Origin of the sequence: Sphingopyxis sp. OPL5, from assembly GCF_003797775.2 — a bacterium.
Lineage (GTDB): Bacteria > Pseudomonadota > Alphaproteobacteria > Sphingomonadales > Sphingomonadaceae > Sphingopyxis.
The window spans coordinates 1,175,956-1,195,613 of sequence record NZ_CP060725.1; the positions used below are offsets into that span (position 1 = coordinate 1,175,956).

20 protein-coding genes are annotated in these 19,658 nt (G+C 65.3%); 11 read left to right on the forward strand and 9 right to left on the reverse strand.

The window, feature by feature from the left end:
- Nucleotides 1-35: 35 nt before the first annotated feature.
- Nucleotides 36-1,256: an LL-diaminopimelate aminotransferase gene (locus tag EEB18_RS05690; RefSeq protein WP_056343041.1), complete on the reverse strand. Its 1,221-nt coding sequence runs from the start codon at nucleotides 1,254-1,256 to the stop codon at nucleotides 36-38.
- Nucleotides 1,257-1,369: 113 nt separating this feature from the next.
- On the opposite strand from EEB18_RS05690, the gene EEB18_RS05695 reads away from it, so the two are divergent.
- The 3 genes from EEB18_RS05695 (at nucleotide 1,370) to clpS (ending at nucleotide 4,538) form a co-directional block, all read left to right on the forward strand.
- The gene (locus tag EEB18_RS05695; protein ID WP_187141604.1) at nucleotides 1,370-3,148 is read left to right on the forward strand and encodes a PHA/PHB synthase family protein; all 1,779 of its coding nucleotides are present in this window, start codon (nucleotides 1,370-1,372) and stop codon (nucleotides 3,146-3,148) included.
- A 122-nt stretch (nucleotides 3,149-3,270) separates the two neighbouring features.
- The gene (locus tag EEB18_RS05700; protein WP_187141605.1) at nucleotides 3,271-3,993 is read left to right on the forward strand and encodes a phasin family protein; all 723 of its coding nucleotides are present in this window, start codon (nucleotides 3,271-3,273) and stop codon (nucleotides 3,991-3,993) included.
- A gap of 182 nt (nucleotides 3,994-4,175) precedes the next feature.
- Nucleotides 4,176-4,538 (forward strand): ATP-dependent Clp protease adapter ClpS, encoded by a 363-nt coding sequence (clpS, locus tag EEB18_RS05705; protein WP_187141606.1) that lies wholly within the window; start codon nucleotides 4,176-4,178, stop codon nucleotides 4,536-4,538.
- Between the two features lies 1 nt (nucleotide 4,539).
- On the opposite strand, the gene EEB18_RS05710 is transcribed toward clpS, so the two are convergent.
- A complete protein-coding gene (locus EEB18_RS05710) occupies nucleotides 4,540-5,031 on the reverse strand; it encodes a winged helix-turn-helix transcriptional regulator (protein WP_187141607.1) in 492 nt (163 codons plus the stop codon).
- Nucleotides 5,032-5,222: 191 nt separating this feature from the next.
- Between EEB18_RS05710 and EEB18_RS05715 the strand changes: the two genes are divergently transcribed.
- A complete protein-coding gene (locus EEB18_RS05715) occupies nucleotides 5,223-5,954 on the forward strand; it encodes an SDR family oxidoreductase (protein ID WP_187141608.1) in 732 nt (243 codons plus the stop codon).
- Nucleotides 5,951-6,562, forward strand: coding sequence for a 2-hydroxychromene-2-carboxylate isomerase (locus tag EEB18_RS05720; protein ID WP_410468120.1), 612 nt, complete (start codon nucleotides 5,951-5,953; stop codon nucleotides 6,560-6,562). The genes EEB18_RS05715 and EEB18_RS05720 overlap by 4 nt, the downstream gene beginning before the upstream one ends.
- On the opposite strand, the gene EEB18_RS05725 is transcribed toward EEB18_RS05720, so the two are convergent.
- Complete coding sequence (locus EEB18_RS05725) at nucleotides 6,559-7,509, reverse strand: DMT family transporter (RefSeq protein WP_222943148.1); 951 nt, start codon at nucleotides 7,507-7,509, stop codon at nucleotides 6,559-6,561. The genes EEB18_RS05720 and EEB18_RS05725 overlap by 4 nt on opposite strands.
- Nucleotides 7,510-7,565: 56 nt before the next feature.
- On the reverse strand, nucleotides 7,566-8,576 hold the full coding sequence (locus EEB18_RS05730; protein WP_187141611.1) for a DUF3011 domain-containing protein: 1,011 nt from the start codon (nucleotides 8,574-8,576) through the stop codon (nucleotides 7,566-7,568).
- Nucleotides 8,577-8,756: 180 nt separating this feature from the next.
- On the opposite strand from EEB18_RS05730, the gene murA reads away from it, so the two are divergent.
- Both murA and EEB18_RS05740 read left to right on the forward strand, forming a co-directional pair.
- Nucleotides 8,757-10,040, forward strand: coding sequence for a UDP-N-acetylglucosamine 1-carboxyvinyltransferase (murA, locus tag EEB18_RS05735; RefSeq protein ID WP_187141612.1), 1,284 nt, complete (start codon nucleotides 8,757-8,759; stop codon nucleotides 10,038-10,040).
- A gap of 35 nt (nucleotides 10,041-10,075) precedes the next feature.
- Nucleotides 10,076-10,684, forward strand: a complete 609-nt coding sequence (locus tag EEB18_RS05740) for a hypothetical protein (RefSeq protein ID WP_187669085.1) — start codon at nucleotides 10,076-10,078, stop codon at nucleotides 10,682-10,684.
- Here EEB18_RS05740 and EEB18_RS05745 read toward each other — a convergent pair.
- Nucleotides 10,681-11,946: an alpha/beta hydrolase family protein gene (locus tag EEB18_RS05745; protein WP_187141614.1), complete on the reverse strand. Its 1,266-nt coding sequence runs from the start codon at nucleotides 11,944-11,946 to the stop codon at nucleotides 10,681-10,683. The two genes, EEB18_RS05740 and EEB18_RS05745, sit on opposite strands and share 4 nt — an antisense overlap.
- Nucleotides 11,947-12,037: 91 nt before the next feature.
- Here EEB18_RS05745 and EEB18_RS05750 point away from each other — a divergent pair, with 91 nt between their 5' ends.
- Nucleotides 12,038-12,709, forward strand: a complete 672-nt coding sequence (locus tag EEB18_RS05750) for a hypothetical protein (protein ID WP_187141615.1) — start codon at nucleotides 12,038-12,040, stop codon at nucleotides 12,707-12,709.
- 19 nt (nucleotides 12,710-12,728) lie between these two features.
- On the opposite strand, the gene EEB18_RS05755 is transcribed toward EEB18_RS05750, so the two are convergent.
- The 4 genes from EEB18_RS05755 to EEB18_RS05770 all read right to left on the reverse strand — a co-directional run bounded on the left by EEB18_RS05755 (nucleotide 12,729) and on the right by EEB18_RS05770 (nucleotide 16,291).
- On the reverse strand, nucleotides 12,729-13,685 hold the full coding sequence (locus EEB18_RS05755) for a DMT family transporter (RefSeq protein WP_187141616.1): 957 nt from the start codon (nucleotides 13,683-13,685) through the stop codon (nucleotides 12,729-12,731).
- A complete protein-coding gene (locus EEB18_RS05760) occupies nucleotides 13,682-14,692 on the reverse strand; it encodes a threonine aldolase family protein (RefSeq protein WP_187141617.1) in 1,011 nt (336 codons plus the stop codon). Before EEB18_RS05760 ends, EEB18_RS05755 begins: the two co-directional genes overlap by 4 nt.
- A 43-nt stretch (nucleotides 14,693-14,735) precedes the next feature.
- Nucleotides 14,736-14,921, reverse strand: a complete 186-nt coding sequence (locus tag EEB18_RS05765) for a hypothetical protein (RefSeq protein WP_056343085.1) — start codon at nucleotides 14,919-14,921, stop codon at nucleotides 14,736-14,738.
- Nucleotides 14,922-15,073: 152 nt separating this feature from the next.
- Entirely contained in the window at nucleotides 15,074-16,291 is a 1,218-nt protein-coding gene (locus EEB18_RS05770; protein WP_187141618.1) for an argininosuccinate synthase, read from the reverse strand.
- 142 nt (nucleotides 16,292-16,433) lie between these two features.
- On the opposite strand from EEB18_RS05770, the gene EEB18_RS05775 reads away from it, so the two are divergent.
- From EEB18_RS05775 to EEB18_RS05785, 3 genes are all read left to right on the forward strand, one after another.
- Nucleotides 16,434-17,507, forward strand: coding sequence for a tetratricopeptide repeat protein (locus EEB18_RS05775; RefSeq protein ID WP_187141619.1), 1,074 nt, complete (start codon nucleotides 16,434-16,436; stop codon nucleotides 17,505-17,507).
- Between the two features lie 274 nt (nucleotides 17,508-17,781).
- Nucleotides 17,782-19,122 carry an acyltransferase family protein gene (locus EEB18_RS05780; protein WP_187141620.1) on the forward strand — a complete coding sequence of 447 codons (1,341 nt, stop codon included), beginning with the start codon at nucleotides 17,782-17,784 and terminating at the stop codon, nucleotides 19,120-19,122.
- A gap of 10 nt (nucleotides 19,123-19,132) precedes the next feature.
- Nucleotides 19,133-19,570, forward strand: coding sequence for a DUF1801 domain-containing protein (locus tag EEB18_RS05785; RefSeq protein WP_187141621.1), 438 nt, complete (start codon nucleotides 19,133-19,135; stop codon nucleotides 19,568-19,570).
- Nucleotides 19,571-19,658: the final 88 nt, after the last annotated feature.

Genomic DNA, 19,658 nt, shown 5'->3' on the forward strand with positions numbered 1-19,658 from the left:
ACTGTCCCTATTTATCGCACCCCGCCGGTTCGCCATCATCCCTCGCTGCCCGCCGCGACCGATGGTGTGTTGACGCCGTGCATCTGGAGGAACTTGCGCACATTGCGCGCCGCCTGACGGATGCGCTGCTCATTCTCGACCATCGCGATGCGCACGAAGCCTTCGCCGTCCTCGCCATAACCGACGCCGGGCGCGACCGCGACCTTGGCATGGGTGAGCAATTGCTTCGAAAATTCGAGGCTGCCCATCTCTTTCAGCGCGGGCGGCAGCGGGGCCCAGGCGAACATCGACGCCTTGGGGCTCGGAATGTCCCAGCCGGCGCGGCCGAAGCTGTCGACCATCACGTCGCGGCGCTTCTGGTACAGCTCGCGATTCCTGGCGACGATATCCTGCGGCCCGTTCAAGGCCGCGCACGCGGCGGCCTGGATCGGGGTGAAGGCACCATAGTCGAGATAGGATTTCACCCGCGTCATCGCCGCGATCAGCCGCTTGTTGCCGACCGCGAAGCCCATGCGCCACCCCGCCATCGAATAGGTTTTCGACATCGAGGTGAATTCGACCGCGACATCCTTCGCGCCCGGCACCTGCAGGATCGAGGGAGTCGGGTTACCGTCGTAATAAAGCTCCGAATAGGCAAGATCGCTGAGCACCCAGACCTTATTCTCCTTCGCCCAGGCGACGAGCCGTTCGTAGAAAGCGAGATCGACCGCCTCGGCGGTCGGGTTCGACGGATAATTGACCACCAGGATCGACGGGCGCGGCACGGTGAAGGCCATTGCGCGGTCGAGGGCGCGCCAGTAATTTTCGTCGGGGGTCGTCGGCACGCTGCGGATCGTCGCGCCGGCGATGATGAAACCGAAGGTATGGATCGGGTAGCTGGGGTTCGGCGCCAGCACGACGTCGCCGGGACCGGTGATCGCGGTGGCGAGACTCGCGAGTCCCTCCTTCGATCCCATTGTCACCACGACCTCGCTTTCGGGATCGAGCTCGACGTTGAAGCGGCGCGCATAATAATTGGCTTGCGCGCGGCGCAGCCCCGGAATGCCTTTCGATTGCGAATAGCCGTGCGCGTCGGGCTTCATCGCCACTTCGCAGAGCTTGTCGATCACATGCTGCGGCGGCGGCAGGTCGGGGTTGCCCATTCCCAGGTCGATGATGTCTTCGCCCGAGGCGCGGGCGGCCGCACGCATCGCATTGACTTCGGCGATGACATAGGGCGGCAGGCGCTTGATGCGATAGAATTCATCTTCGGACATGGAAAACTAGAACAACTCCTTTTCGTTATCGGTAATAAGCGCGAACGGCCGCTCGCCAGCCGCGCCGCGGCTTGTTATAGGCATAATCTCCGGACAGACCAGCAGGAACCAGCATGAGCGACACGGGCAAAGACGGCACATCGGAAACGCCAAACCCCTTCATGCCCGCACCCGACGACCTGCAGCATTGGACCAGCGTCATGGGCCGCGCGCAGCAGATGATGCTCGATTACGCGATGGGACAGGCGAACGAGGGCAAGGCCGGTGCCGCCGCGATGTTCGATCCCGCGGGCTGGCTGAACAATCCCGCGACGCAGGCCTGGGCCGAACAGTCGGCAAAAATGTGGGAACAGGGGGTCGCCTTTTGGACCTCGCTGGCGACGCTGACCCCCGGCTTCACCCCCGACGCGCCTGCCGAAGTGCCGAAGGACAAGCGCTTCGCCGACCCCGAATGGACCGCCAACCCGGCCTTCGCGCTGATCCGCCAGACCTATGGCCTGCTCTCCGACCAGTTGCTCACGACGACGCGCCAGATGCAGGGGCTCGATGAGAACGCGCGCAAGAAGATGGAGTTTGCCGCGAAGGGCATGGCCGACGCCTTTTCGCCGTCGAACCTCGCGCTCACCAACCCCGAGGTGATCAAGCGCGCGGTCGAGACGCGCGGCGAGAGCCTGCTCAAGGGCTTGAAGCATATGCTCACCGACCTGTCGCGCGGGCAGCTCAGCCACGTCGATCCCGACGCATTCGAGGTCGGGGTGAATATCGCGACGACGCCGGGCAAGGTGATCCATGAGACCGATCTCTATCAGCTCATCCACTACGCCCCGACCACGAAGGACGTCTTCACCGTCCCGCTGCTGATCTTCCCGCCGTGGATCAACCGCTTCTACATCCTCGACCTGAACCCCGCGAAAAGTTTCGTGCGCTGGGCGGTCGAGCAGGGGCTGTCGGTATTCATGGTGTCATGGAAATCGGCCGACGCGTCGATGAAGGACGTGGTCTGGGACGATTATATCGCGGCGCAGGTCGATGCGATCGACACGGTACGCGACTTGCTGGGCGTCCCCGCGGTCCACACGATCGGCTATTGCGTCGCCGGCACCACGCTGGCCGCGACGCTCGCGATGCTGTCGGCCAGGCAAGAAGCCGACAAGGTCCAGTCGGTCACCTTCTTCACCGCGCAGATCGATTTCGAATTCGCCGGCGACCTGAAGATGTTCGTCGACGACAGCTATCTGGCGCTGCTCGAACAGCTGTCGGCGCCGGGTTTCCTCGATGGTCGCTATATGGCGGCGACCTTCAACAGCTTGCGCGGGCGCGACCTGATCTGGAACTATGTCGTCAGCAATTACCTGCTCGGCAACGACTATCCGCCCTTCGACCTGCTCTATTGGAACGGCGACACCACCAACCTACCCGCGAAGTGGCACCGCCAATATCTGGTCGACCTCTATCGCGACAACCGGATGGTGATCCCGAACAGCCTGTCGGTGTGCGGCACCCCGCTCGACCTCAAGAAGATCAAGACCCCCGCCTATATCCAGGCGGGGCGCGAGGATCATATCGCGCCGCTCGCCAGCGTCTGGCGACTGATGGACCATCTGTCGGGCCCCAAGACCTTCCTGCTCGCCGGTTCGGGCCATATCGCCGGGGTCGTCAACCCGCCGGCCGCGGGCAAATATCAATATTGGGTCGGCGACAGCGACGCCGCCACACTCGACGACTATGTCGCCAGCGCGCACGAGACCAAAGGCAGCTGGTGGCCGCACTGGATCGACTGGATTGCCACACAGGATAGCGCAAAAACCGCCGCTAAGGGTTCGCGCATTCCCGGAAAAGGTGCTAAGAAGGCGATCGAGGATGCCCCCGGCCGCTACGTCAAGCAGCGGTAAAATCGGGGAAATAAAGGGCCAATAAGGCCGCGAGCAACAATTTTTGTGCAGTGCACAAAAATATCCTTGAAATCGCCACGCCACTCCTATATTGTGCACTGCAACATAAAGGAGTTACCCCGATGGCTACCAAGATGGATAGTGCCGAAAAGGCTTTCGAAGCCGCGACGCTGGAAACCCCCGCCACGCCGGCGGCGACTCCGGCCGCTCCGGTCGAAACCGCTGCCCCGGCAGTGGCAAAGGCCGCTCCGGCACCCGTAAAAACCGCGACGGTGAAGGCAAAAGCCAAGCCGGTCGCCAAGAAGGCCGCGGCCCCCAAGACCGTCGCCAAAAAGGCCGCCCCCAAGAAGGCGGTCCTCAAGACCATTGCCCCCAAGCCCCTGAAGGCCGCACCGAAGCCGGTCGCTGCCGCCACCAAAGGATTCAAGACCATGAACGACACCGTCAAGAAGTTCGCCGACGAAGCGAAGACCCGCGCCGAAGCGCTGACCGCCGATTTCAACGCGAAGGCCAAGGAAGCCGTCGAGTTCAACAAGGCGAACCTCGAAGCCCTCGTCGAAGCCGGCAAGATCGCCGCGAAGAACGCCGAAGTCCTCGGCCAGGAAGGCGTGACCTTCGCTCGCAAGAGCTTTGAAGACACGACCGCCGCGCTGAAGGGCTACACCGCCGTCAAGTCGCCGACCGAATTCTTCAAGCTCTATGCCGAAAACAGCAAGAAGGCGTTCGACGCCGCTGTCGCGCAGACCTCGAAGACCAGCGAACTCGTCGTCAAGATGGCGAACGACAGCTTCGCGCCGATCTCGAACCGCGTGTCGGTCATCACTTCGAAGATGAAGGCCGCCTAAGGGCTTTCCTCTTCCCGTTGGCGCGGGCGTCTCTCCCCTCCTCCCAGCCTGCGCCGACACACCAAGACCGCTCGCATCCTTCGGGTTGCGGGCGGTTCTTGCTTTCGGGGTTCCCGAAAAAGGGGGTTAATGATGCCCCGCCCCCTTGCGAATCCGCCTCGGCGTGCGATATTCCGGTGACAATGCTTCCAGTTCAGACCCTTCCCCCGATCCGCGCCATGGCGGACAAGGACGATGGCACGCCCGGCACCCCGGGCGTCGGCATCGCGACACGCACCCGCGCGAAGGCCAAAAAACCCTCAATGTACAAGGTGCTGCTGCTCAACGACGACTATACCCCGATGGAATTCGTCGTGATGGTGCTCCAGCGCTTCTTCAACATGGACATCGAACAGGCGACGCAGGTGATGCTCCACGTCCACCAACAGGGCGTCGGCGTGTGCGGCGTGTTCAGCTATGAGGTCGCCGAGACCAAAGTGAACCAGGTGATGGACGCCGCGCGGCAGAACCAGCACCCGCTGCAATGCACGCTGGAAAAGGCCTGAGCTAACCCGCCCGCCGCGCCTGTTCGGCCTTCAGCGCCGGCGACGGCTCGCCCTTCAAGTCGCCATAACGCAGCGCCGCGCCGCACCCCGGGCAGACCGTCGCCGTTCCGACATCGGTGCCGCACGCGCGGTGGGTATAACGCATCGCCGGGCCGTCGCCGGTCTCGCCATCCGCATACGCCCAGCGCTCGGCCCAACCGCGCATCGCATAGAGCACGTCGAACAGATCCTTGCCTTTGTCGGTCAGCCGATATTCGTGGCGCGGCGGCTTGTCCTGATAGGCATGGCGTTCGACCACGCCTTCCTTTTCCAGCAGCTTGAGCCGCGCGGACACAAGCTGCGGGCCGAGTCCAGTGTTCGCCGCGATCGCTTCGAACCGCCGCCGCCCTAAGAACAGGTCGCGCAGGATCAGCAGCACGGCGCGGTCGCCGAGCAGTTCGGCTGACCGTCCGACGGGGCAGAAAGTATCCGAAAGATCCGCACGTCTGGGCATCTATCGTCCTCCCTACTCGTCATTGCGCGCGAAGCGAAGCAATCCAGAGCGGTTTACGCAGGCTCTGGATTGCTTCGCTTCGCGCGCAATGACGCGGTTTTTTTTGTCGCAGTACAATTGCCACCCTTCGTGGAAAAACCACTTGTCACTATGATTATCATAGTTACGATGGACGGCAAGAGGAGAGTCGCATGTCCAATCCAGCCGCCGTCATCATCGGAGCCGGCGACTCCACCGGCGGCGCGATCGCGCGCGCTTTCGCCGCCGAGGGCCTCACCGCCTGCGTCAACCGCCGCGCGCGCAACGCCGACCAGCTCGAATCGCTGGCGCAGTCGATCCGCGATGCGGGCCAACAAGCGCGCGCCTTCCCTGGCGACGCCCGTGAAGAAAGCGACATGATCGCGCTGTTCGACCAGGTCGAGGCCGAGGTCGGGCCGGTCGAGGTCGCGGTGTTCAACATCGGCGCCAACGTCAATTTCCCGATCACCGAGACGACGGTGCGGGTCTACACCAAGGTCTGGGAAATGGCGTGCCTCGGTGGCTTCCTGTTGGGCCGCGAGGCGGCGAAGCGCATGGCCCCGCGCGGTCGCGGCACGATCCTCTTCACCGGCGCGACCGCGAGCTTGCGCGGCGGCTCCGGCTTTTCCGCCTTTTCGGGCGCCAAGGGCGCGCTGCGCATGCTCGCCCAGTCGATGGCGCGCGAACTCGGGCCTCAAGGCATCCACGTCGCCCACACGATCATCGACGGCGCGATCGACACCGACTTCATCAAGGGCCGCCACCCCGATTTCGACAATGCCAAGGCGGCCGACCTGATCCTCAACCCCGACGCCATCGCCGCCAATTATGTGATGCTCCACCAGCAGCCCAAAAGCGCCTGGACCCACGAACTCGACCTCCGCCCTTGGGGAGAAAAATGGTGACCCAAAACGCCGCAAAAACCCTCGAACTCATCTTCGATTTCGGCAGCCCCAACGCCTATCTCACGCTCAAGGTCCTGCCCGAACTGCTCGACCGCACCGGCGCCGACCTGATCATCACCCCCTGTCTGCTCGGCGGCGTCTTCAAGGCCACCGGCAACAAGGCACCGATGATCCAATACGCCGACGCGCCGGCAAAGATGGCCTATGAAAACCTCGAGATGCGGCGCTTCATCGACAAGCATGGCCTGACCAAATTCCGCCTCAACCCGCATTTCCCGGTCAATACCCTGCTCATCATGCGCGGCGCGATCGTGGCGGAGAATGACGGCAACCTTGACGATTATGTCGAGGCGGTGAACCGCGCGATGTGGGAAGATGGGCTGAAGATGGACGATCCGGAGGTCGCCGCGGCCTTCCTCACCGCCAACGGCTTCGACGGCCCCGCGCTGCTCACGCGCACGCAGGAACCCGAGATCAAGGCGAAGCTCGCCCAAAACACCGAGGGCGCGGTCGCGCGCGGGGTGTTCGGCATCCCGACCTTTTTCGTCGGAGAGGAGATGTTCTTCGGCAAGGACCGGCTGGCGCAGGTCGAGGAAGCGCTGGGCTAACCGTCTGCGGCGGGCTGCGGCGGGCGCCCGGCGACCAAAATCCCGGCGACGATCAGCGCCAATCCCGCGATGTGGAACAGGTGCAGCACCTCGCCGAGAAAGAGCATCGCCAACCCTGCCCCCATCAGCGGCATGATATTCATATACTGCCCGGTCGCCGCCGATCCGATCAGTTCGACGCTGCGATTGAAGAAAAGATAGGCCAGGAACGATGGAAAGATCGACACATAGGCGATCGCAAGGGCGCTGCCCGTCGCCGGCACGATCAGGCGTCCCGACCAGATTTCCGTCGCATAGACCGGCATGATTACCATCAGCCCGACCATGATCGATGCGGCGAGAAAGCTGAGCGGATGCACCGCCGGGCGACGGCGGAGCAGCACCGAATAAAGCGCCCACAACAGCACCGCGACGGCGATGATCGCGTCGCCGCCATTCAGCCTTAACGCCAGCAGCAGGCCGGGGTCGCCGCGCCCGATGATGATAAGGACGCCCGCCAGCGACACCGCGACACCCGCGACCTGCCGGGCGCTCGTCCGGTCGCGCATCACCAGCGCACCGACGATCAGAATCAACGCCGGCTGCGCCGACTGGATCAGCATCGAATTGAGCGCGGTGGTGGTTTGCAGCCCGGTATAGAGCAAGGTGTTGAACGCACCGATTCCCAGCGCGCCGAGGATCAGCATGACCGGCCAACGCGCCCGCAATGCGGGCCAATCGCGCTTCAGATGCGGCCAGGCGAGCGGCAACAGCAGCGCGAGCGCGATCGTCCAGCGCCAGAAGGACAGCGCGGCGGGCGGCACCAGGTCGCGCGCGGCGCGTCCGACGATCGAATTGCCGGCCCAGAACAGCGCCGTCATCGTCAGCAGCAGATAGGCCCGCGACCACAAGGCCGCAGCCGGCCCATTCTCCTTCACCATGGCGGCGCGACTCTGTTCTCGTCTCATGCTTCGTCACCCGGCTTTCGCCGGGATGACGGCAATATCCAAAACGCCGTAGCGCGCTAGCTGAAATCGAGCTGGATGATCTGGCTCGGCGTCGCCCGGCAATACATTTCGACCGTCCGCGCCCCGTCGGGATAGGTCGCGGTCATCGCGGCGCGGATGCGCCAGCCGCCATTGCCCTGCTCCAGCGACACCAGCTTGTCATAGCTCAGCCGCGTGCCGCCGGTGACCCCGATCTGGCGTGCCGCGTCGTTCATGCAATTCTGCACCGACGGCCGCGCCGCGCTCGGCAACGCCGACAGGTTCGCGCTCAGCGTCGCCGGCGGTCCGGCGGGATAGGTGGCGGGCTCTTCGGTCGTGGTCTCTTCGCCCGCCGGGGTTTTCTTCTTCTTGCTCAGCAGCAGCGCGAGCAGCCCGCCCGCGACCACGACGCCGCCGATGATCAGCCCGGTGCTCGGCCCCTTGTCCTTCTCGGGCCGGGGTCCGGGCAGCGGGGTCAGATTGTTGTAGCCATAGGCGAATTCGGCCCGGCAACCGTCGTTCACCCAGATATAGTTCGCGGTATAGCCCCATTGGCGCCCGTCGTTGCACTTGCCGCCGAGCCGCCGCACCAGCTCGACACGGTTGTTGGTCTGCACATTGCATTGTTCGTACCGGCTGCCGCGCGATTCGCAGCGTATCGTCCCCGCATAATCGTCGACCGGCTGCGGCAGCGGCACCGGATAGCCGCCGCCATTGCCGTACCCATAGCCATAACCGAATTCGGCACGGCAGCCGCCCGACACCCAGATCTGGTTGGCGGTGAAGCCCCAGTCGCGCCCCTTCGAACAACGCCCGCCGATCACCCGGATCAGGTCGACGCGATTGTCGGTGCGCACATTGCAGCGCTGGAGCTTGTTCTTGCGCGATTCGCAGCTCAGCGTCCCGGCATAGCCCTGGTCGCGCGGCGGCTGGATCTGCGGGCCGCCCGAGCCGGGATAGGGATAGGTCGTCTGGGCAAGAACCGGCGGCGCGAGCTGCGCCATGATCAACGACGCCGACGTGGCGATGGTCGCGACAATATTCCTCATGCGCTTGCCCCTTTTTGCTGCAGTCGAACCGGTCCTGATACTGTCTCCATAGCGCGCAATATTTGCACCGATATTTCCATGTTTCGGTCGCCATGGCTATGGGAAATGCGGCGACCGCAAAGCGGGGTTTAACCATCGCCGCGCGCTTGCGCCGCCGCCGCCATCCGCTAAAGACAGCCGATGGATCAAATCGTCATTCGCGGCGGCCAGCGACTCAAGGGCCGTATCCCCATTTCCGGCGCCAAGAATGCGGCGCTCACCCTGCTGCCCTGCGCGCTGCTCACCGACGAGCCGCTGACGCTGCGCAACCTGCCGCGGCTCGCCGACGTCGACGGTTTCGGGCATCTGCTCAACCAGCTCGGCTGTTCGACGACGATCGAGGGATCGCGGCCCGAGGATTTCGGCCGCGTGATGACCGCACGCACGACCACCCTCACCTCGACCGTCGCGCCCTATGACATCGTGCGCAAGATGCGCGCCTCGATCCTCGTGCTCGGCCCGCTGCTCGCCCGCGCGGGCGAGGCGACCGTGTCGCTGCCCGGCGGCTGCGCGATCGGCAACCGCCCGATCGACCTGCACCTGAAGGCGCTCGAAGCCTTTGGCGCCGAGATCGAACTCGCCTCGGGCTATGTGAAGGCGGTCGCCCCCGGCGGGCGCCTGAAGGGCGGCAAGTTCACCTTCCCCGTCGTCTCGGTCGGCGCCACCGAAAATGCGGTGATGGCGGCCGTGCTCGCGAAAGGCACCTGCATCCTCGAAAACGCCGCGCGCGAGCCCGAGATCGTCGACCTGTGCAACTGCCTCGTCGCAATGGGCGCGTCGATCGACGGCGTCGGCACCGAGACGCTGACCATCGAAGGCGTCGATCGCCTGCACGGCGCGACCTATCGCGTGATGGCCGACCGCATCGAGGCGGGCAGCTACGCCTGCGCCGCCGTCATCACCGAGGGCGACGTCGAACTGGTCGGCGCCAAGGCCGGCGAGATGGAAGCGACGCTGAGCGCGCTGCGGCAGGCGGGCGCGACGGTCGAAGAAACCAAGACCGGCATTCGCGTCGCGATGACCGGCCGCGCCGAACCGGTCACCCTGTCGACCGCGCCCTATCCGGGCTTCGCGACCGACATGCAGGCGCAGTTCATGGCGATGGCGACGCTGGGCAGCGGCGCCAGCCTGTTCACCGAAACCATTTTCGAAAACCGCTACATGCACGTCCCCGAACTGGCGCGCATGGGCTGCGACATCGACGTGCGCGGCCGCAGCGCGGTGGTGCGCGGAGTCGACCATCTCGTCGGCGCGCCGGTGATGGCGACCGACCTGCGCGCCTCGATGAGCCTGATCATCGCCGGCCTCGCCGCACAGGGCCAGACCGAGGTCAACCGCGTCTATCACCTCGACCGCGGCTATGAGCGGCTCGAGGAGAAATTGCAGGCGGTCGGTGCCGACATCGAACGGATCAGCGCGGGGTGAGATTGCTCGCGCTTGCTATCGCGATGCTCCAGCCGTTGGCAGCGCATGCCGGCGAACAATGGCAAGACGAACCTGCGCTCTATTTTCTTGGCGAAAGCCCGGAAACCGACGTCACCTACGTACACTATGGGGCCTTCGGGTCCGGTTTCGAGACGGGCTTCGCGATCGGTCGGGTCTGCGAGACGGGCGCCGCCGAGGAGCAGCAATGCATCGGTCACGCGCCGCAAACCATTGTCCGCGTCGTTCAGCGCTTGTCCGCCACCCCCGACAAGCTGCGGCACGACTACGCATGGCTCGAAACCTCGCTGGATGCTTGCCCAACGGCACGCAAGCGGCTGATGCGACTTCCCGACGCACGCTGGGCACCGCATATGCGGATCGTCCTGCAGCCTGACCAACCGGCGTTCGAGAATATGCGCTTCACCAGCTTTGAAGGCCAATTGACCGTGGTTACGGCCGAAGCCGGCCAGCAAGTCGCCAACGGGACGATGCAGCAGCTTGCGGGCGCCTTCGTCTATCGCGGCAACGCCGACGGCAGCGGCAACCCCGCCGACTGGGGCGAGCAGATGCTGCGCGACATCGAACCCTGCCTGAAACCGTCGAGCGCACCGCCGCCCTGGGCACGCGAACCGAAGAGCCCCTAGCCGCCGGTCAGGCGCTCTGCGCGGCCGTAGGCGCCGCGCGCATAGCCCTTCACCCAGTCGCCGAGCAGTTTCAGATAGCCGTCGGTGATCCGGGTCACGCTGCGTTCGCCGTCGGCCCCGGTGGTGAACTCGAACATGCCATGATCGGTGTTCGGGAAGAGATAGACGTCGACCGGCTTGCCCGCCGTCTTCAGGCCCATCAACGCGGTCCGGGTGGTTTCGATCGGCGCCTCGCGATCCTCACCCGCGAGCACCCAAAGCAGCGGCGTGTCGAGTGTCCGCAGCGCCGCGACCGCGTCATAATCCCAGATCAGTTCGAGATTGTCGAAGCGCGCGCGCCCGACGCGGCGTAGTTCCTCGTTCGTCATCCGCGCCATCGCGCCGCTATATTCGCCCTCGATCTTCGCTGCCCATGGCTGCGCCGCCATCTCGCGCCGCGCCGCCTCGAGCGCGTCATAACCGTCCCTGAAATTCGACAGCAGCAGCGTCGCGGTCGCTTGCGACAACCGCGTCACCAGCGCCTCGGCATCCTTGCCGAGTCCCGCAGCGCGGACTTCTGACACCATCTGCTCGCGATCCTCCTCGATCGGCGAGGCGACGAGCCCGAAACCGACCGCGACGAAATCGGCCTTGCTGCGCGTCGCCGCGAGCGGGGCGACCCAGCCGCCCTGGCTGCCGCCGAAAAAGCCCGCACGACCGTACCGCCCCGCCGCGAGGCCGCGCGCGGTGTCGAGCGCCTTCGCCGCATCGGCGGCGAGCAATTCGAAATTCTGCGTATATTCGCCCTCGGACCCGCCGGTCCCGCGCTTGTCATAGACGAACACCGAAATCCCCTGCGCCGCCATCGCATAGCCATAGACGCCGCCGATCGGCGACGTGCGTTCGGAGCCGTGCACCATCACGACCAGCGGCCGCTTGGCATCGGCGCCGGGCGGTTCGATCAGCACGCCGGTCAGCGGGGTGCCGACGCTGTCGAAGCGCGCCGGGGTCTCGCGGAAGACGATCCTGTTCCAGCGCGCGCCCTGCACTTCGACCATGCCGTCGCGGCACGCCAGCGGCGCGGCCGCCTCGCTCGTCGCGCCGCGGCGCCCGTCGCGGAACAGATAGCGCAGCCCCGGCGCGGGGACGCTCGGCACCGGCGCCAGCACGACGAAATCGGCGTCGGCGGCGGCATAGGTGCCCGGCGCGCAGGCGGGCTGCGCAGTGGCGGGCGAGGACAGGGCGGCGAACGCGACGGCGCATGCGAAGGCGATATTTTTCATGATGTTGCGTTTAGACTGGCCAGCGCCAAATCCGAACCGCCTTCGACCAAGAAACATTGCCGATCGACGGGCGCGAGCGCATGGTCGCGGCATGACCAGTGCATCGCACCGCGCCGCCAAGGGGCTGCGCCAGTTTCTCGATCCCGAACAGCAACACGGCTGGCTGGAAGGCGAGTATCGTCCGCCCGACGCCAACGAGCGGGCCGAATCGATCGAGCAACGCTTCAGATATGCGGGGCGCTTCGAAAAACTGCTGCGCCGCCCGCAGGCGGAAGACCTGCTGGCGATCCTCGGCCTGTACGCCGCCGCCTGCATCCCGGTGCCGCGCCTGACCGAGCGCCATTACTGGTCGGTCTCGTGCCTGCCCTCGACCTCGGACAAGCCGCTCGTCCGCGTCAATGCGAGCTGGATGGAGCTGTTCACCTTCTATGCGGACGGCGACGATCTACGGGCGCGGTTCATCGTCCATCTTTCGGATTTCACCGCCGACGGGTCGTGCGATCCCGAACAGGTGGACCACCCGCTGCTCGAGCGATGCGTCGCCGCACCCGAGGATGTGAGCTGCTTCTTTCCGAACGGCGCCGATATGCTCGGGATCAGGGTTCGCAGCGCCGCATCCATCCGCGCCTTTCTGTCGAACGCACATGCCTTGCGGGGCATCCGCGCCTTCAACCTGACGCATATGAACCGCGGCCGGAACGCCTATCAGGCGAGCCATTCATACAGCGTCGCGGACCATATGGTGGGCGAGGAGCGGTCCTGACGCGCTGCGAGCGACCCGGTCAGTCGGCCTTGTCGACCGGCACCGACACCGTCCCGCCGCTGACCGAGGGCTTGTCGGGCCGCTTCGCCACCGCGATCGCCAGCCCAACCAGTGCCGCCGCACCGCCCGCGATCGACAGCGGCGCCCAGCGATAGCCCTCGAGCACGGTTGAGAATCCCATCGCGATGATCGGGATCAGCACGCTCGACCAGGCGGCCTGTCCCGGCCCGACCTCGCGAATGATGTTGAAATAAAGCGGAAAGGTGACCGCGCTCGCGATCACGCCCAGATAGAGCACCCCGGCGATATAGGCGGGCGTGGTCTCGATGACCGGCGGCCCCGTCGTGATCCACGCGAAGCTCGCATCGCCGAGCGCGCCGAACAGCATCGCCCAGGCGATCATCACCACCATCGATTGCGCACGCGCGATTTTGGCGCCCTGCATGACGTTCGAGGTCGATGCGCTCATCACCCCGCTCAAAGCCAGTACCGTGCCGAGCAGCACCTCGCCCGCGCCGACCGTCGCGGCACGATATTCGTGGAGGATCATCATGCCGACCCCGACGATCGCGATTCCCGCCCCGGCGAGGAAGCGCCCCTCGACCTTCGTCTTGAGGAAGACGCGCCCGAGCAAGGTGTTCGGCACGATCAGCAGCGCGAACAGCACCGCGACGAGTCCCGAGGTGATATGCTGTTCGGACCGGTAGACGAAGTTGAAGTTGAACGCGAATTGAGCGAGGCCCAGCAGCGCCGCGAAGCCCCACGCCCAGCCCGATAGCAACAAGGATTCGCGCCGCCACAGCGCATAGGCGAACATCGCCGCCGCGCCGACGAAGAAACGATAGGCGACCGACCAGCTCGGCGGCACGACCCCCAGCTGCCCGGTGATGACGATCCACGTCGAGCCCCAGATCAGCGTGATGAACGCGAACGGCAGCAGGACGCGCGGCGTCAAAAGGCTGGGCTGCGCGCTCACAGCGCCGCGATGGCTGCCGCGAGCGGCGCGACGGCTTCGGCGTCCTGGTCCCAGCTCACCACCAGCCGCGCCGCACCCTCGCCCCAGTCGTAGAAATCGAAGCCCTTGGCGCGCAGGTCAGCGGCATCCTCGGCGCTGATCCGCACGAACAGCTCGTTCGCCTCGACCGGATACATCAGCCGGTCGCCGCATGCCGCCGCGAGCGCCGCGGCGCCGGCATTGGCGGCGCGCGCGTTGGCCAGCCACAGATCGTCCTTGAGCATCGCGCGGATCTGCGCCGCGACGAAACGCCCCTTGCTGAGCAGGTGGCCGCCGCGCTTCTTGAGTTCGCGCACGCCTGCGCCGCCGCTGCCGCCGAAGAAAACCAAAGCCTCGGCCATCATCGCGCCGTTCTTGGTGAAACCGAAGGACAGCGCATCGACCCCGGCGCGCCAGGTCACATCGGCGGGCGCGCAACCCGCGAAGGCGACGGCATTGGCGAAACGCGCGCCGTCCATATGGAGCTTCAACCCCTTGCTCCTGGCGATCTCGCTGATCTCGCGCACCTCGTCGGGGCGCCAGGCGAGGCCATATTCGGTCGCGTTGGTGATGCTGATCGCGGCGGGCTGGACCTGATGCACGTCGTTCCGGATCGCGGCGATCCGCGCTTTCAGCGCCTCGGCGTCGATCTTCGCGCCCGCACCGGGCAGCGTCATCAGCTTGGCGCCGCCCGAATAAAAACTCGGCGCGCCGCATTCGTCGACTTCGATATGCGCCTCTTCATAGCAGAGGATGCCCTGCCAGGGCCGCACGAAATGCGCGAGGATGATGCTGTTCGCGGCCGTGCCGGTCGGGATCCACACGACCTCGCAGTCGGTTTCGAACAGCTCCGAAAAGGTCGCGTCGAGCGACTGGCTCAGCGCGTCGCCGTCATAGGCAGTGTCGACGTGGTTGGCGGCCGCCAGCGCTTCCATCACCTTGGGATGGACGGTCGCGGCATTGTCGGAGAAGAAGCGGGTCGCGGTCATGTCGCGCCCTTAGCGCAGCGAAACGCGGCACGCCAGCGGGGCCTCAATGGCGGCGATAGACGTAACGTTTATAGGTCCGCGACCAGCGCACCAGATAGCGCCCCGGCCAGATGAAGCGCGTGCGCATCCCGGTGCGATTGACGTTCAGCGCAAAGCGCGGAACCAGCACAGTGCGCCATTCCCAATCGTCGCGTTCGGAGGTCACGTCCTCCGCGTTCCATTCGTCCATGTCCGCTACCCCATTGGATGGTGGCAGCCTCTTCCCGACATTATCGTTCGATTGCCGGGACGGTAGGTATCACGCGCAGGACGCCGGGTCGACCGCATGCGATCGATCCGGCCGTTCGCTGCGGCGATTCCTGCCCCGAACGGGTCGAAGCGTCAGCGGTCGCGTTTCGCCAGCAACTTCAGGCGCAGCGCGTTCAATTTGATGAAGCCCGCCGCATCTTTCTGGTCATAGGCGCCGGCATCGTCCTCGAAGGTCACATGGCGCTCGCTGTACAGGCTGTTCGGCGACTTGCGGCCGACGACGCTGGCATTGCCCTTGTAGAGCTTGAGCCGCACCGTGCCCGACACCTTTTCCTGGCTATGGTCGATCGCCGCCTGCAGCATCTCGCGCTCGGGGGCGAACCAGAAGCCGTTGTAGATGAGCTCGGCATATTTCGGCATCAGCTCGTCTTTCAGATGCGCGGCGCCGCGATCGAGCGTGATGCTTTCGATGCCGCGATGCGCGCGGGCGTAGATTTCGCCGCCCGGCGTTTCGTACATGCCGCGCGACTTCATGCCGACGAAGCGGTTCTCGACGAGGTCGAGCCGACCGATGCCATGCTTGCGGCCGAGGTCGTTGAGCGCCGTCAGCAACGTTGCGGGCGACATCGCCTCGCCGTTCAGCGCGACGCCGTCGCCGCGTTCGAAATCGACCGTGATATATTCCGGAATGTCGGGCGCGTCCTCGGGATTGACCGTGCGCGAATAGACATAGTCGGGGGTCTCGTCCCACGGATTTTCGAGCACCTTGCCCTCGGACGAGGTGTGGAGCAGGTTCGCGTCGGTCGAGAAGGGGCTTTCGCCGCGCTTGTCCTTGGGCACCGGAATCTGGTGCTTTTCGGCGAATTCGATCAGCGCGGTTCGGCTGGTCAGATCCCATTCGCGCCAGGGCGCGATCACCTTGATGTCGGGGTTCAGCGCATAGGCGCTGAGCTCGAAACGCACCTGGTCGTTGCCCTTGCCGGTCGCGCCATGCGCCACGGCGTCGGCGCCGACTTCCCTGGCGATCTCGACCAGCCGCTTCGAAATCAGCGGACGCGCGATCGAGGTGCCGAGCAGATAATCGCCCTCATAGCGCGCATTGGCGCGCATCATCGGGAAGACGAAATCGCGCACGAACTCCTCGCGGACATCGTCGATATAGATGTGCTCGGGCTTGATCCCCATCAGCTCGGCCTTGGCGCGCGCGGGTTCCAGCTCGTCACCCTGCCCGAGGTCGGCGGTGAAGGTCACCACCTCGCAGCCATAGGTCACCTGCAGCCATTTCAGGATGACGCTGGTGTCGAGCCCCCCCGAATAGGCGAGGACGACACGCTTGATGGACTCGGACATGGCAGCACCTTCTGGCGGGAAATGACGGGGCGGCGCCTAACAGGCCGATCCGCGCGGCGCAACGCCTTGGCGCGTTCTTACAAGTTTCCGCGCCCGCCATGCGGCATGATCGCGCGGGGGACGCGCCTGCAGGATGATTGTCATGCGAATGATCTTGACCTTCGCCGCGCCGCTGCTCGCGCTGGCGACGGCCTCCTCGACGCTGAGCGCCGGCGGCGCGATGCCCGACCCCACCCGCGAATATAACCAGAATGTCGATTGCCATAACGCCTATGACCGGTTGGTGGCGGAGAAGAAGGCCGGGACCAGCCCGTCGGCAGCGGCGCTGGTGTGGGCGCAAAGCTATGAGGCGGGCGCCAATGCCGGCACCCCCTGCCCCGCGCCGCTGCCCGAAATGACCGCGCGCGGCGGCAACTGGTATATTCGCACGACCGAAGGCCGCGACGCCGCGCTCGCCTATGCGCAGAAACAGAAGGACCCCGCCGCGCTCAGCGAGATCGGCCACGCGTGGATCAACAGCAGCGTCGCCGGCGGCACCCCGCAGGACGGGCTGGCGCTGATCGAGCAGGCCGCCGACCTTGGCGACCCGGTCGCGCTCTATTCGGTCGGCACCCTCTATGGCGCCGGGATCATCGGCGGCAAGAAGGACCCGGCCAAGGCGTTTGAACTGCTCAGCCAGTCGGCGGCGGCGGGCCACATCGACGCCATCTATCGCACCGGGCTCTATTATCTGGAGGGCATCGGGACGAAAAAGGACCCGAAAAAGGCCTTCGCCGCCTTCAAGTCCGCCGCCGAGCGCGGGCATTTTTACGCCGTCATCATGGCGTTCGACATGATCAACAGCGGCACCGGCACCAGGAAGGATTTCGACCTCGCCTATCGTCTGTCGCGGATCGTCGCCGACCAGGGCGAACCCTATGGCGCCGTGATGGCGGCGTCGTCGTTGCTCCAGCTCAAGAACCCGCTGCCGCATGAAGACGAGATTCTCTATTGGATGGACGAGGGCATCGCGCGCGGCGACGACAACATCCGCGGCCAGCTGATCCCGCTCCGCGCTCAGGTCGTCGGCGCCTTCACCAAGTCCAAGGCGCCCCCCGAGTACAAGCCGCGCGTGTTCAAGGCGTGCCCGATGAAGACCGTGTGCCTGGTGAACCATTATTCGGGGCTGCAAAGCTGCACCACGAACAAGGATTATTGGAGCGACTGCGACGGGTGAGTAATTCTCCCAATGGCCGCAGGGGGACCGCCGCCACAGGCGGTGGTGGAGGGGCCGAAAGGTCGCACGACGCCTGACGGCGTCGGCCCCTCCGTCACCCGCTTCGCGGCTGCCACCTCCCCATCGCTTCGCGACAGGGAGGATTGGTACGACACCCGTGTCCTTGCCTTCGGACAGGAAGGTACCGACGCGGTCGCCGCGCGGACGACCGTTGCGGATCGTGGCTAACGCTTTATCATTCTTTCCCGTCCACTTGTCCGGCGAGGAGAGATTTATGGACATCGCGACGCCGCCCAAAAAGACGCTCTGGTCGCGCGCCCGCGCGATGGCCGAGGCGGCGCCGCCGACACGCAACCGCTATGTCGATTTCCTGCGCGCTTTTTCGATCCTCGCGGTCGTCGTCGGCCACTGGCTCGTCGCCGCGCCCTATATGAAGGACGGCGCGGTCGAGGGCGGGCATCTGCTCGGCATATTGCCGTGGACGCAGTGGCTGACCTGGGGGTTTCAGGTGATGCCGCTCTTTTTCCTCGTCGGCGGTTTTTCGAACGGGCTGTCGTGGGCGGCGACCCAGCGCAATGGCGGGCGCTTCACGACCTGGTTCGCGGCGCGCGTCCGGCGGCTGATCAACCCGGTGCTGCCGCTGCTGCTGATCTGGGCGCTCGTCACCCTGTTCGGCACGCAGGCCGGCATCGACCGCACGGTGGTGAAGATGGCGACGCAACTCGCGCTCGTCCCTGTATGGTTCCTCGCCGTCTATCTGATCGTCACCGCGCTGACGCCGTGGAGCCATGCAGCGTGGCGGCGCTTTGGCCTCACGTCTTTCTTCGCGCTCGTCGCGGCGGCGGTCGTGATCGACATCGCGACGCTGCAATATGGCATTCCCTATGTCAATTTCTTGAACTTCGTCTTCGTGTGGGTCGCGATCCACCAGCTCGGCTATGCCTGGCACGACGGGCGAATCGCCGCGCCGCTGCTCTGGGCGGCGGCGGGCCTGGTCGCGCTCGGCCTGCTCGTTGGCCTTGGCCCCTATCCGGTCGCGATGATCGGGGTGCCCGGCGCGGAGCTCAGCAATTCGATGCCGCCGACGCTGGCACTGCTCGCGCTCGGCATCGCGCAGACCGGGCTCGCGCTCGTGCTCGAAAAACCCGCGCGCGCGATGCTCGATGGCCTCACCGCATGGACGACGGTGGTCCTGATCAACGGCATGATCATGACCGTCTATCTCTGGCACCTCACCGCCTTCGTGCTGGTGATGGTCGCCGCGTGGCTGCTCGGCGGCATCGGGCTTCATGTCGAGCCGGGAAGCACCGCATGGTGGCTCGCGCGTCCGATCTGGTTTTTGCTCTATATCGCCTTGCTCTTCCCCTTCATCCTGCTCTTCGCGCGCTACGAAAGCGGCGGCAAAGCGGCCGAGGGCGACGTCACCCATGCCCGGCTGATCCTCGGCATGCTGATGATCTGCACCGGGCTCGCGATGACCGCGGCGATCAGCATCGCCAGCCCGCTCGGCGTCACCGGCGTCCGCCTGTGGGTCGTTGCCCTGCCCTTCCTCGGCGCCGCGCTGGTCGGTTTCGGTCCCGCCGCGCGCCTGTTGATGCGCCGCGTCGAAACCTAGGAGACGCGAGATGGCCAAGACCGAGATCAAGACCAGGGCGACCGAGGTAACCGTCGCCGACTATATCGCATCGCTCCCCGAAGAACGCCGCCGCGAGGAGGCGCCGGTGATCGACGCGATCCACCGCCGCGTTACCGGCCTCGAGCCGAAAATGTGGGGGCCGTCGATCATCGGTTATGGCAGCTATGACTATCACTATGACAGCGGCCATTCGGGCACCATGGCGCGCGCCGGCTTCAGCCCGCGCAAGGCGGCGATCACCCTCTATTTGATGGAGGATTATGGCGACCGCCAAGCCGAGGCCGACGCGCTGTTCGCGGCGCTCGGCAAGCACAAGACCAGCAAGGTCTGCCTCTATATCAACAAGCTCGGCGACGTCGATCTGGGCGTGCTGGAAAAGCTGGTGGCGCTCACTTGGGACGCGATGAACGCGCGCTATCCGAAGTAAAATCTCCGTCATTGCGAGCGTAGCGAAGCAATCCAGAGTATGCGTAAACCGCTCTGGATTGCTTCGCTACGCTCGCAATGACGATATC